This window comes from Pseudomonas sp. SAR267, assembly GCF_052077595.1.
GTDB classification, from domain to species: domain Bacteria; phylum Pseudomonadota; class Gammaproteobacteria; order Pseudomonadales; family Pseudomonadaceae; genus Aquipseudomonas; species Aquipseudomonas vlassakiae.
This window is the reverse complement of record NZ_JBQIHU010000001.1, coordinates 443,250-456,158: the sequence shown is the minus strand read 5'-3', so window position 1 is coordinate 456,158 and position 12,909 is coordinate 443,250. Positions and strand designations below refer to the sequence as shown.

At 64.1% G+C, this 12,909-nt stretch carries 9 protein-coding genes; 7 read left to right on the top strand and 2 right to left on the bottom strand.

Annotated features, from left to right (window positions below; translation table 11 throughout):
- The first annotated feature begins 39 nt into the window (after positions 1-39).
- Positions 40-927, top strand: a complete 888-nt coding sequence (locus tag ACTORR_RS02420) for a MerR family transcriptional regulator (RefSeq protein ID WP_099813600.1) — start codon at positions 40-42, stop codon at positions 925-927.
- A gap of 89 nt (positions 928-1,016) precedes the next feature.
- Here ACTORR_RS02420 and ACTORR_RS02415 read toward each other — a convergent pair whose 3' ends face one another.
- Entirely contained in the window at positions 1,017-1,931 is a 915-nt protein-coding gene (locus ACTORR_RS02415) for a LysR family transcriptional regulator (RefSeq protein ID WP_054887707.1), read from the bottom strand.
- Between the two features lie 206 nt (positions 1,932-2,137).
- Between ACTORR_RS02415 and ACTORR_RS02410 the strand changes: the two genes are divergently transcribed.
- The 6 genes from ACTORR_RS02410 to pgm all read left to right on the top strand — a co-directional run bounded on the left by ACTORR_RS02410 (position 2,138) and on the right by pgm (position 11,999).
- Positions 2,138-3,160 (top strand): zinc-dependent alcohol dehydrogenase family protein, encoded by a 1,023-nt coding sequence (locus ACTORR_RS02410; RefSeq protein WP_054887706.1) that lies wholly within the window; start codon positions 2,138-2,140, stop codon positions 3,158-3,160.
- Positions 3,161-3,619: 459 nt separating this feature from the next.
- Positions 3,620-4,972: a hypothetical protein gene (locus ACTORR_RS02405; protein ID WP_313365651.1), complete on the top strand. Its 1,353-nt coding sequence runs from the start codon at positions 3,620-3,622 to the stop codon at positions 4,970-4,972.
- Positions 4,972-6,282 carry a PLP-dependent aminotransferase family protein gene (locus ACTORR_RS02400; RefSeq protein WP_313365650.1) on the top strand — a complete coding sequence of 437 codons (1,311 nt, stop codon included), beginning with the start codon at positions 4,972-4,974 and terminating at the stop codon, positions 6,280-6,282. The genes ACTORR_RS02405 and ACTORR_RS02400 overlap by 1 nt, the downstream gene beginning before the upstream one ends.
- An 85-nt stretch (positions 6,283-6,367) precedes the next feature.
- Entirely contained in the window at positions 6,368-8,017 is a 1,650-nt protein-coding gene (locus ACTORR_RS02395) for a VRR-NUC domain-containing protein (protein ID WP_054887703.1), read from the top strand.
- On the top strand, positions 8,014-10,275 hold the full coding sequence (locus ACTORR_RS02390) for an ATP-dependent DNA helicase (RefSeq protein ID WP_054887702.1): 2,262 nt from the start codon (positions 8,014-8,016) through the stop codon (positions 10,273-10,275). The genes ACTORR_RS02395 and ACTORR_RS02390 overlap by 4 nt, the downstream gene beginning before the upstream one ends.
- Positions 10,276-10,361: 86 nt before the next feature.
- Positions 10,362-11,999: a phosphoglucomutase (alpha-D-glucose-1,6-bisphosphate-dependent) gene (pgm, locus tag ACTORR_RS02385; RefSeq protein ID WP_054887701.1), complete on the top strand. Its 1,638-nt coding sequence runs from the start codon at positions 10,362-10,364 to the stop codon at positions 11,997-11,999.
- A 129-nt stretch (positions 12,000-12,128) separates the two neighbouring features.
- On the opposite strand, the gene ACTORR_RS02380 is transcribed toward pgm, so the two are convergent.
- Positions 12,129-12,827: a pirin family protein gene (locus ACTORR_RS02380; RefSeq protein ID WP_054887700.1), complete on the bottom strand. Its 699-nt coding sequence runs from the start codon at positions 12,825-12,827 to the stop codon at positions 12,129-12,131.
- Positions 12,828-12,909: the final 82 nt, after the last annotated feature.

Genomic DNA, 12,909 nt, shown 5'->3' with positions numbered 1-12,909 from the left:
ATGGGTTTAGAATGTTTCACCCTCTGGATGCCCCTCGTTATGACTGACGCCACTTCACCCGACCTGCTACCGATGCGCGATGTAGTCAGCTTGACCGGCGTCAACCCGGTGACCTTGCGTGCCTGGGAGCGGCGCCATGGCTTGATCAGCCCGCAGCGCACCGAGGGCGGCCATCGCCTGTACACGGCGCGGGATGTCCAGCGCATACGCGACATCTTGCGTTGGACTGGCAACGGCGTGCCGATCAGCAAGGTCGGCGAAAGGCTCGCGGGCCAGCCTGAGGTCTCTGCACAGCAGCTCTCGGCCTTTGACCAATGGCGCGCCAGCGTGGCGCGCGCCTCCAAGGCTTTCGATGCAACGGCGCTTGAAGGCATCCATGGGCAGTTGTGCACACTTTTCCCCACGGCCACCGTCCTGCGGCAAGTGCTGATGCCGGTTTGGCACGACCTGGCTGCAGGGGCTGCGCCAGGCGAGCGCAGCCAATGGCTGTTTCTCGACACGTTCTTGCGTGCACGCTTGCTGCTGCGCCTGCAAATGAACCAGGCCGATGCGCCGCGAGTGTTGCTGGCCGCTACCGAGGGGCAAGCCGAACTCAAGGTGCTGTGCGCCGGGATGCTGTTGAGCAGTGCGCAGCAGCGTATCGAAGTGCTCGGTTGCGGGCAGCCGCTGGAAGAGCTCCCTGTCGTGTGTGCGGCGATGCGGCCTGCGGCACTGGTGATAAAAGTCCAGGCCCCGCTGAGCCCCGCCTTGATCAGGCGCTTGCGCGCGTTGCAGATGGAAATCGAATGCCCGCTGGCCTTGGTTGGCGAGGGGCTTGCCGATACTCAACCCGCCTTGAGTGAAGTGCCCCTCGCTCTGCTGGACGAGGGTAGCGCTGACGCTGCGCGCATGCTGAACGCCTTGCACCGTGGTGCCCTCGACCTTTGATCGATGGGCTTGCTTCTGGACACCACCTCGTCTTCCACAACAGCTCACGATTCAACGGCGCACAAAAGCGCGTACTCAATAGAGCTTGATCACAGACTATCGGGATCGCCAAAGAACATTTGTATCCTCGACCTCAACCAGCGTTCCGCCGGGTCGTTGTCCTGCGCCCCGCGCCAGGCCATATGCAGCTCGAACGAGCGCACGTCCATCGGCAGGTCCTCAGCCCGCAAGCCTCCCGCCGAGGTCAAGGCATCGGCCGTATAGTCCGGCACCGTGGCGACGATATCGGTGCCCGCCAGCAAACTCCCCAGGCCATTGAACTGCGGTACCGCCAGCACCACATGGCGCTTGCGGCCTATCTCCTCCAGCGCCTCGTCGATGAAGCCCGACAAGTCCCCGGCAAACGAAACCAGCGCATGCGGCCGCGCGCAGAAGTCATCGAGGGTGATGCTGCCCGGCACGCTGTCGGCGCGCAGCAGCTTGGGCTTGCTGCGCCGCAGCACCTTGCGCTTGGCGTTGGCTGGCAGTTCGCTGGTATAGCTGACGCCCACGGAGATTTCGCCCGAGGCCAGCAGGGTTGGCATCAACAGGTAATTGACCCGACGTACCACCAGGACGATGCCGGGGGCTTCGGCGCGGATGCGCTTGAGCAATTGCGGCAGCAAGGCGAATTCGGCGTCGTCCGACAGGCCGATGCGGAACACTGCGTTGCTGGTGGCCGGGTCGAACTCGGCGGCGCGGCTGACCGCGGTGGAGATCGAATCCAGCGCCGGTGACAGCAGGGCGAAGATTTCATGAGCGCGTGCCGACGGCTCCATGCTGCGGCCGGTACGCACGAACAGCGGGTCGTCGAACAGGTTGCGCAGGCGCGACAGGGCCGCGCTGATTGCCGGCTGGCCGAGGAACAGCTTCTCGGCAGCGCGGGTCACGCTACGCTCATGCATGAGGGTTTCGAACACGATCAGCAGGTTGAGGTCTACGCGACGCAGGTCGTTTCGATTCATCGGTGCGCTTCGCCTAAAGTGGGGCAGGGGTGAATCTTAAGGCCAAAGGCTGTTACCCTGCACCGATTTCCGGGGGCCAATGCACAGGAAAGTCAGGTGCCCAATCGATGACAGGCATGTCGACTATTAATAGCCACTGATGGTCTAACCGCAAAAGCCCGGATAAAGTCCGTGGTAATACGAGATTCACACAGGCGAGGTATGCGATGTCCCGCATGATCCGTTTCCACAAGTTCGGCGCTGCCGATGTGCTCCGTTGCGAGGAGCAGGCCGAACCGTCACCTGCCGTCGGCGAGGTGCAGATCCGCGTCGAGGCGATCGGCGTGAGCTGGTATGACGTGCTCTGGCGGCAGAACCTGGCGCCCTCCCAAGCCCGTCTGCCGGCAGGGATCGGCCACGAGATGGCCGGTGTGGTGACTGCGGTCGGCGAAGGCGTCGATGACATCGCAGTGGGCGACCGGGTCGCCAGCTTCCCGGCCACCAGTGCCAACGATCACCCGGTGTATGGTGATGTCATCGTGCTGCCGCGCACCGCCATCACCCGCTATCCGGACCTGCTCTCGCCGATCGAGGCCAGCGTGCACTACACGCCGCTTTTGATCGCCTATTTCGCCTACGTCGACCTGGCACGCGCCAAGGCCGGGCAGACCGCGCTGGTCACCGATGCCAGCCATTGTGCCGGGCCGGCCTTCGTGCAACTGGGCAAGGCGCTCGGCCTCAAGGTGTTCGCCGCCACCCGCGAGCCCGAGCAACGTGACTACCTGCTGGGCCTGGGGGCCGACAAGGTGATCGTCACCGAGGAGCAGGACTTGCTGATGCAGGTTGGCAAGTACACCGACGGACGCGGCGTGGACATGGTCCTCGATGGCATGGGCGGGCCGCAGATGTCGCTGCTGGGCGATGTGCTGGCGCCGCGCGGCAGCCTGGTACTGTATGGCCTGCAGGGGGGCAACCAGACACCGTTTCCTGCCTGTGCGGCATTCCAGAAGAACATCCAGTTTTACGTGCACTGTATCGGCAACTTCACCGGCAAGCCGGAACTGGGCATCAGCCAGGATCAGGTGGCGCTGCAACGGGCCTTGCGCGATATCAACCAGTTCACCGCCGATCAGTTGCTGACTCCGCAGATCATCAAGGTGTATCCGTTCGCCAAGGTGGTCGAGGCCCATAGGTACATGGACGAGTGCCCATGTGGTGGGCGGGTGGTGCTGGACATGGCTACGGCCTGAAGCACGTGGGTAATGAAAAACCGGGCTGATGCCCGGTTTTTTGCATTATGGCTGGTTATATTTACATGGACTGCGGTCATTAACTTTGTAAATAGATGTTTCCATTAGCAACATGGAAGTGTTTTCAAGTGAGGTTTCCGCGCTGTGCGGGGTTGTGTTTGCCGATTTCTGAATGGTGTTTTCAGCAAGATCTGTATCTTTTAATCCTTGGTCAACGCTCGATAATGGCGTATCGATAGTTGGCGCAAGGAGCGTGCAGTGGAGAACAACAGGCACAGCAGTGCGCGATTGAAGATGAGGGTAAGTCCATGGATGGGTTCATGTTTTGCGTTCGTGGAACGACAGCGTATTACAACTTCGAAGTTTCCCGGATTTTTGTAGGAAGTTTCTTCAAATTAAATCCGCTGTACTAAATCCTGTGCAGCGAATTTTGTTGTGAAATGAAGTTGAGGTAACGCCGTGAGCATTGTGCACGACCAGGCTATGCACTTTATCTACCAACAGGTGCTGGAACGCCTGTTGAGCCATATGTCGAAGGAGCAACGCGCCTCCCTGCAGTTATTGATACAGCGTCTGCTGGTGGCCGCTGGCGGGCCGGAATATATCGGTACGTTCAGGTTGCTGGTGGTACACGGGGCAGATTGTCGTAGTGCCCGGCTATTGGCGATCTTGCGGGCCGCCCAGTTGAGCATTGCCTTGCGAGCACCGGTCACCTTCAAGTTACGGGTGTTGGTGGCCTGTTTGCCCACAGCCAGCAGCGCCGTGCTGGAGCAGCACGAGCGCACCTTCAGCGCCTTGTTCATGCATGATGACCCGCGGGTGCTGTTGCAGATGGTCGAGGGCGCCGACGTGGTGCCCTTCTGTCGCCGCGCCGATGCCGCAGCCCGGCAGTGGCCGTTGACACGCGAAGCGTTGCTCTTGTTCGGTCACCTGGTCGATGCGCGCCCGCAAGCGTTGCTGGGCAGCCGCACCCACCTGGAACTGGCCGATGCCGTTCGCCGGGCACTGGCCGAGTACCCGGGTGCCGATGCACTGGTTACCGCCGTGCCCGCCCATCAGCGACGGCGCTTTGCGGCCTGGGCCCGGCGCAGCCTGCGCTTGGCAGGTGCCACCCGCCTTGGCTCGCTGCATCAATGCGTCGATAGCCTGGCCAGCGGGTTGGGCCAGTTGCGTGCCGCCGTCGATTCACCGGGTGTGGCCATCGCTGTGTCCGATAGCACCCGTTCAAGGGCATTGCCGATGCGGGTCATCGTGATCGACGATCTGTTGGCCCAGTTGCTCAGCGACGGCCAACTGGACGTGATCTTGGGTTGCGGCCTCGAGGTGATACAGGAAGGCCCGCCGCTGGCGGCGTTTGTCGACCCTCTGGCGCTGGCGCAGCTGCCAGAAACAGGCGCTTGCGGACAGGCGCCTGACGCATCCCGGTTCAGCCAGAGCGAACCGGCCGGGCCGCAGGCGCTGCCGCCGAGGCGCTTGGCCAAGGGCTACGGGCTTGAGCAGACCCAGGTCGCCTGCATGTTGTACCGGCCGTTTTGCGACCAGGGGGCGGGTCTGGAGCGGTTTCTGCAGTGTTGTCACGCTGACATGCTGGTCGCGTTGCCTTACCTGCATCGGGCCTTGCAGGGCAAGTCCTGCCCTGATGCCGTCAAGGACTGGATCGTCAACACCAGCGGCTTGCAGTTGGCACAGTTGCGCATGGTCTACAAGGGGCGGTTGGGCACGGGAGTACGGCCTTTGCTCGCCAACCTGGCAAGGCGCGATGTGCAGTTGCGGTTGCTGAGCAGCCCTGCGCCGTTCAAGGCCTCATCCTGATGGGCCGTGAATTCGCCTATCAGGTGGTGTACCGCTATCTGGTCGCCTTGATCGACGAAGCCGAGCGGGGAGGGCAGCCACGCTTGCCTTCGCTGAGGGCCTTGTCCAGACGCCTGGGGGTTTCATTGGCCACGGTGCAAGCGGCCTACAGCCTGCTCGAGCATGAAGGGCGGGTACATTCGGTGCCAAAATCCGGCTATTTCGCCCAGGTTGGCCTGCAAGCTGGCCGGGCCGACGTGGCCCAGGCGCTGCCCGCGCAGCCGCTGCTGCGCGCACTGTTCGCCCATGAGCGGCGCCTGGGGCGGCTGCGTACGCAACCCGCGCGGGTGCTGGGCGGGCCACGCCTGCGTGATGCCCTGGCCGAACGCTATACGCGCGCTTCGCGTCAGTACTGGCAGCCTGAGGATGTGCACCTGGGCCCGGATGTCCAGGCGTTGCTGGAAACGCTGCTGCTGGCGTTGGGGCTGCGTGGCTGTGCCGTGGTGGTCGCTTCGCCCTGCTGTTGGCGGATCCTGCGGGTATTGCAACGCTGTGACATGCGGGTCCTCGAACTGCCGCTCGATAGCGGCGGCAGTCCGGATATCGGCAGCCTGTCGACGCTGCTGGGCTGTGAGCCAGTGCGCATGATGATCATGCCTTCGTGCCTGGGTTTTCCTGCGGGGCGCCTGATGCCCCAGCACGCCCAGCAGCAGCTCGCCGAGCTGCTGGCGTTGCACCCGGTCTGGTTGCTGGAGAACGATCTCGACAGCGAGTTGTGTTTTTCCTTGCCTGTGGGGTCTCGGCTGCGCGACTGGGTTGACCCGCGCCGGCTGCTGGTACTGGGTTCGCTGGAGGCGAGCATGGGGGCCGAGGTACCCTATGCCTACCTGTTGGGGTGCCACCCGGCGTTGGCAGAGGCGTTCTCCCAGCGAGCCTTCCAGCTTGCCCCGCTGCGCCAGCAGGCGCTGGCGCAGATGATCAGTTCGGGCGAAATCGACCAGCACCTGGGGCGGATGCGGGGGGTACTGCAGGGGCGTATGGCACAACTTTGCCAGCATTTGAGGGCGGTGTTGGGAGCGCAGGTGGCGTTCGACATGCCTGATGGCGGGTGCGCCTTGTGGGTGCGCCTGTCACCGGAAAGTGTCGGCGCTCGAGCCGTGGCGGCGACAGCGGGCTCGGCATTACAGGTGCTGGCCGGTGAGCAATTCAGCGTCCACGGGCGTTATCGGCAATTTCTACTGCTGACCTGGTTGGGCGAGCAGCCCGGTACACTGATCGAGGCGCTGCAACGCCTGGGGTTGGCCTTGGCGGTTGACACCGTTCGTCGGTAGAGCGCCGCAATCAACCACGGTGCTTGCCTGTGCAGCTGGTCTGTATGTATAAACAGTGTTCACTCTGGCTGCCTGACCCCGTCTTGTGATCGCTCACCCTGTCGATGACCCGCTGTATTACCTGCACAACTTCCGCCAGGTACTGCAGTGGGTCGACTCACGTTACGCCGACCTGCTCGACGAGCAGGAGCGGGCCTTTCTCCATGCCTTTGCCAAACTGGCGCAGCCGGCCCAGGCGCTGATGGTGCGCATGGTGATGCGCAAAGGCGAGCTGTTTCGCTGTGACCGCCTGGACTATGCCGAAATCGGCGACAGCATGGCTGCCTTGCAACCGCTGTTGGCATTGGGTTGGGTGCGCGAGCCGGAGGTCCTGAGCCTTGAACAGCTGTTCGCGCTGTTGCGCAAGGATGAACTCGCCGCAGGTTTCGCTGGGCTGTTAAGCCGCCCGCGGGCGGCCAAAGGCGACCTGCTTGAACAACTGCGGCCCCTGTCGCTGGTCCCCAGGCCGTTGCGCGAATGGTTTGCCCAGGCCCCGGTGGGGATCGTGCAATGGTGCCTGCAGCCACTGTGCGATCGCATGCGGCTGCTGTTTTTCGGCAACCTGTATCAAGACTGGTCGGAGTTTGTGCTGGCCGACCTGGGCGTGCTGCGTTTCGAGCAGGTCGCGTTCAGCCCTGACTCACGCGCTCTGCAGCAGCGCAGCGAGGTCGATCAGGCAATGGCGCTGCACCAGTGTGGCGAGCGTCTGGAGCGGGGGGAAGACCCCGCGTCGATCCTCGCGTCACTGGCCGACCTGAGCTTCGACAACCCGTGGCTGGCGCGGCGCCATGGCCGGCTGCTGTTTGCCCTGGGCCAACAGTGCGAGCGCCTGGGTGACTGGGACCAGGCCCTGGCGGTGTATGCCCGCAGCAGCCATGCGCAAGCGCGTATCCGCCAGGTTCGCGTGTTCGAGCGCAGCGAGCGTTGGCAGCAGGCTTATGCCTATGCACGGGAGCTGGCGGCTGCACCGGCCAATGCCCTGGAAGTGCAAGCGCTGCAGCGCATGTTGCCGCGGCTGGCACGCAAGCTCGGCGGGCCGGCGCAGCGCCGCCGGCGTGCAGCACCCCTGGAGCTGATCGAACTGGAGCTGCCACGCGAGCAGGCCGGGCTGGGTGTGGAGGAGGCCGTGCGGCAACACCTGGCGCAAGCGGGAGGGCAGGCGTATTACGTGGAAAACACATTGTTCAACAGCCTGTTCGGCTTGTTGTGCTGGGAGGCGATCTTCGCTCCGATTCCGGGGGCCTTTTTCAACCCGTTCCAGGCGGCGCCCCAGGACTTGCATGACAGCGACTTCCAGCACCGGCGTGCGGAACAGTTCCTGGCCTGCCTGGGGCGCCTGGACGATGGCTCCCATCGCCAGGCCATCCTCGACTGCTACGCGGCCAAGCAAGGCCTGCAATCGCCGTTCGTGTTCTGGCCCATGCTCAACGAAGTGCTGCTTGATGAAGCATTGGCGTGTCTGCCCGCCGCGCACTTGAAACAGTGTTTCCTGCGCCTGTTGCAGGATATTCGCAACAACCGCGCCGGCATGCCTGACCTGATCCAGTTCTGGCCGGAGCAGCAGCGCTATCGGATGGTCGAGGTCAAGGGCCCGGGTGATCGCTTGCAAGACAATCAGCTGCGCTGGCTGGAGTTCTGCGCCGAACAGGGTTTGCCGGTTGCGGTCTGCCATGTGCGTTGGAGCGAGGCACCATGAGCTACCGCGTGGCAGTGCGGGCGTTGTGCGAGTTCAGCGCCAAGGTCGGTGACCTGGACCTGCGCTTTACCCCGTCCCCCACGGCCCAGGAAGGTATCGAAGGGCATCGCCGGGTGGTCGCCCGGCGCGCAACAGGCTATGAGGCGGAAATTGCCCTTGAGGGCCAATACCAGAGCCTGCTGGTGCGCGGGCGTGCCGATGGCTACGACCCGGCCGCCAATCGCCTGGAAGAAATCAAGACCTACCGTGGCGACCTGGCCCGCCAGCCGGCCAATCACCGGCAACTGCACTGGGCCCAGGCCAAGGTCTATGCCTGGCTGCTGTGCCAGGCCCGGCAGTTGCCGGCCATCGAGGTGGCGCTGGTCTACCTGGATGTCGACAACGACAGCCAGACGCTGATCAGCGAGTCCTGTCGCGCCGATGAATTGCAGGGCTTCTTCGACACCCAGTGCCAACGGTTTCTCGGCTGGGCCCAGGCCCAGCAACAGCGACTTGCCGAGCGCGACCAGGGTTTGCTGGGGTTGGGCTTTCCTTACCCGCAGTTTCGCCAGGGCCAGCGGCAACTGGCCGAAACCGTGTACAAGGCGGTCAGCACTGGCCGCTGCCTGATGGCGCAGGCCAGTACCGGGATCGGCAAGACCCTCGGCACCGTGTTCCCGCTACTCAAGGCGATGGTCCCGCAGAAGCTCGACAAGGTGTTCTTCCTCACTGCAAAGACCCCCGGGCGGGCGCTGGCGCTTGACGCCCTGCGCCAGATCAGCGCGGGTTCGCCACAGCCGGCCTTGCGCACCCTGGAGCTGATCGCCCGGGACAAGGCCTGCGAATACCCGGGCAAAGCCTGCCATGGCGAGTCCTGCCCGTTGGCCCAAGGCTTCTACGACCGCCTCCCGGCCGCACGCGCGGCGGCGGCTTTGCGGCCCATGCTCGACCGCGCCGGCTTGCGCGAAGTGGCATTGGCGCATCAGGTGTGCCCGTACTACCTCGGCCAGGAAATGGCCCGTTGGGTGGACGTACTGGTGGCCGACTACAACTACTATTTCGATGCCCACGCGTTGCTGTTCAGCCTGACCCAGCTCAACCAGTGGCGGGTTGCGGTGCTGGTAGACGAGGCGCACAACCTGGTGGAGCGCGGCCGCAACATGTACAGCGCCAGCCTTGACCAGGGCCAGCTGCTCGCCTTGCGCCAAAGCAAGCCGCAAGGGCTCGGCAGTGCCCTGGACCGGCTGAACCGGCAGTGGAACGCGCTGTACAAGGAGCAGCGCGCGCCTTACCAGGCCAGCGACCAGTTGCCGGAGTCCTTCCTGCGTGCCCTGCAGCAATGCATCGGGTTGATCCAGGAGCGGATGAATGAAAAGCCGGCCGAAGTCGATGCCCAGGTGCTGCAGTTTTTCTACCAGGCGCTGCAGTTCAGCCGGGTGGCGGAACTGTTCGGCGAGGATTTCCTGTTCGACGTCAGCCTGCGCGAGGGCTCGCGCAAACGGCGCCTGGCCAGCCTGTGCCTGCGTAACGTCACCCCGGCCCGGTTGCTTGCGCCGCGCATGCAGGCCGCGCGGAGTGTGGCGCTGTTTTCCGCCACCTTGAGCCCGAGGCCATTCTACGCCGACCTGCTCGGCATGCCTGCGGACTCCGCCTGGCTGGATGTGGCGGCGCCGTTCCGTGCCGAGCAGCTCGAGGTGCGCATCGCCAGCCAGGTCTCGACTCGCTATCGGGAACGCCAGGCCTCACTGGCGCCGATCACCGAGCTGATTGCCGACCAGTATCAGCGCCAGCCAGGCAACTACCTGGCGTTCTTCAGCAGTTTCGACTACCTGCAGCAGGTAGCCGGGCTGGTCGCCGAGCGCTATCCGGGCATCCCGCTCTGGGCGCAGGCGCCGGGCATGGATGAAGGCGCACGCCAGGGCTTTCTCGATCGCTTCGTCGCGAACGGGCAGGGCGTGGGCTTTGCCGTGCTCGGTGGCGCGTTCGGCGAGGGTGTCGACTTGCCTGGCACGCGCCTGATCGGCGCCTTCGTCGCCACCCTTGGCCTGCCCCAGGTCAACCCGGTCAACGAACAGTTCCGGCAACGTCTGCAGCGGCAGTTTGGCGCCGGTTTCGACTACGCCTACCTGTACCCCGGTGTGCGCAAGGTCATCCAGGCCGCCGGCCGGGTCATACGAGGCGACCAGGACCGCGGTGTGCTGGTGCTGATCGACGAACGTTTCGCCGAGTCCAGGGTGCAGCAGATGTTTCCCGCATGGTGGCAGGTGGCAGTTAAATAATCCCGGGTGGCCCCATCGCACGGCATTGCAACTCCCAGTACACTGCGTGTTCCAACACCAACATCCGTTGAACTCGAGGTTTTTGCATGACGCTCAGTCCTTTGGCAGGCAAGCCGGCTCCGGCCAGCGTGCTGGTCGATATTCCCCGCCTGCTCACCGCCTATTACACCGGCCGCCCCGACGCCGCCGTGGCGGCTCAGCGCGTGGCCTTCGGCACTTCGGGGCACCGGGGCAGCTCGTTCGACCTGAGTTTCAACGAGCACCACGTGCTGGCGATCACCCAGGCCATCTGCCTGTACCGCCAGGAAAAAGGCATCGACGGCCCGCTGTTCATCGGCGCCGACACTCACGCGTTGTCCGCGCCGGCCGCAGCCAGTGCACTGGAAGTGCTGGCCGCCAATGGCGTGCAGGTGATGCTGTCCAAGGATGACGAATACACCCCGACTCCGGCGGTGTCCCATGCCATCCTCTGCTACAACCGTGGCCGCAGCCAGGGCCTGGCCGATGGCATCGTCATCACCCCGTCGCACAACCCCCCGCAGAGTGGCGGCTTCAAGTACAACCCGCCCAACGGCGGCCCGGCCGACAGCGACGTGACCAAGTGGATCGAGGCCAAGGCCAACGAACTGCTGGCTGCGAACCTTGCCGGGGTCAAGCGCATGGCCTATGCCCAGGCGCTGCAGGCTGCCACCACCAAGCGCCACGACTACGTGGCCAGTTACGTGGCCGACCTGGAAAACGTCATCGATTTCGACGTCATTCGTGGCGCCAACCTGCGCCTGGGCGTCGATCCGCTGGGTGGGGCAGGGGTGCGCTACTGGTCGGCGATCGCCGAGCGCTACCAGCTGAACCTGGAAGTGGTGAACACCGAAGTCGACCCGACCTTCCGCTTCATGTGCGTGGACTGGGACGGGCAGATCCGCATGGACCCATCCTCGCCTTACGCCATGCAGGGCCTGATTGGTCTGCGTGATCGCTTCGACGTGGCCTTCGCCTGTGACCCGGACCATGACCGCCACGGCATCGTCACCGCCGATGGCCTGCTGCAGCCGAACAACTACCTGGCCGTGGCCATCGACTACCTGTACCGCAACCGCCCGCAATGGCGCAGCGACGCTGCGGTGGGCAAGACCGTGGTGTCCAGCGGCCTGATCGACCGCGTCACCGAGCGCCTGGGCCGTGAACTGTATGAAGTGCCGGTGGGCTTCAAGTACTTCGCCCAGGGCCTGTTCGACGGCTCGCTCGGCTTTGGTGGTGAGGAGAGTGCCGGTGCCTCGTTCCTGCGCAAGGACGGCACGGTCTGGGCAACGGACAAGGACGGCCTGATTCCAGCGTTGCTGGCAGCGGAGATGACTGCCCGCACCGGTCGGAACCCGAGCCAGGCCTACAACGACTTGACCGCAGCGCTGGGCAAGCCATACGCCACCCGCGTCGAGGCCAAGGCCGATGCCCGGCAGAAGGCCGCCCTGAGCAAGCTGGCGCCGGAGCAGGTGAAGTCGACCGAACTGGCCGGTGAGCCGATCGTGCAGATCCTCAGCCAGGCGCCGGGCAATGGCCAGGCGATTGGTGGCCTGAAGGTGATGACCGCCAATGGCTGGTTTGCTGCGCGGCCTTCGGGGACGGAAGACATCTACAAGATCTACGCCGAGAGCTTTGTCGATGAGGCGCACCTCAAGCGCCTGGTGGAAGAGGCGCAGGTGCTGGTGGATGCAGCGATTGCCTGATTGACCTGAGCGGGGCCGCGCTGCGGCCCATTCGCGACACAAGGCCGCTCCTACAGGAGAATGCATATCCCCTGTAGGTGCGGCCTTGTGTCGCGAAAGGGCTGCACAGCAGCCCCCTTGGTCCGAAAGTCAGGCGACATCGACCAGGACGATTTCGCTGTCCTCGATCGCGGTCACCCGCAGCACTTCTTCTTCCTCGATCGCCACACCATCCCGGCCCTTGACACGCAGTCCATTGACCTCCACCAGCCCCTTGGCGGGCACCAGGTAACCCCGGCGCCCGGCATCGAAGCGGTATTCGGCGGTTTCGCCAGCCCGCAGTGTCGCAGCCACCAGCCGCGCGTCGGTACGGATCTGCAGGCTGTCTTCATCACCGGCCCGGCCGCTGGCCAGGGTCACGAAGCCTTCGCCGCGCTTGCCTTTAGGGAATGGGCGGGTCCCCCACGACGGTGCATCGCCTACCTTCTCCGGCACGATCCAGATCTGGAAGATGCGGGTGTCGACCTCTTCGAGGTTGTACTCGCTGTGCACGATGCCGCTTCCCGCACTCATCACCTGCACGTCGCCAGCTTCGGTACGACCTTTGTTGCCGAGGCTGTCCTGGTGGGTAATGGCGCCTTCACGCACATAGGTGATGATTTCCATGTCGCGGTGCGGGTGTGGTGGGAACCCGCTGCCGGCGGCGATCAGGTCATCGTTCCACACCCGCAGGTTGCCCCAGTGCATGCGCGCCGGGTCGTAGTATTCGGCGAACGAGAAGTGGTGGTGAGCGTCGAGCCAGCCGTGGTTGGCGTGGCCGAGGCCTTCGAACGGTCGCAGTTGCAGCATGGTCGTGCTCCTTGAGTCAGTGGAATGAAGCCATGATGCGCCAAATAAACATCGAAAATAAGCGTAAATATCGGCTGATAAT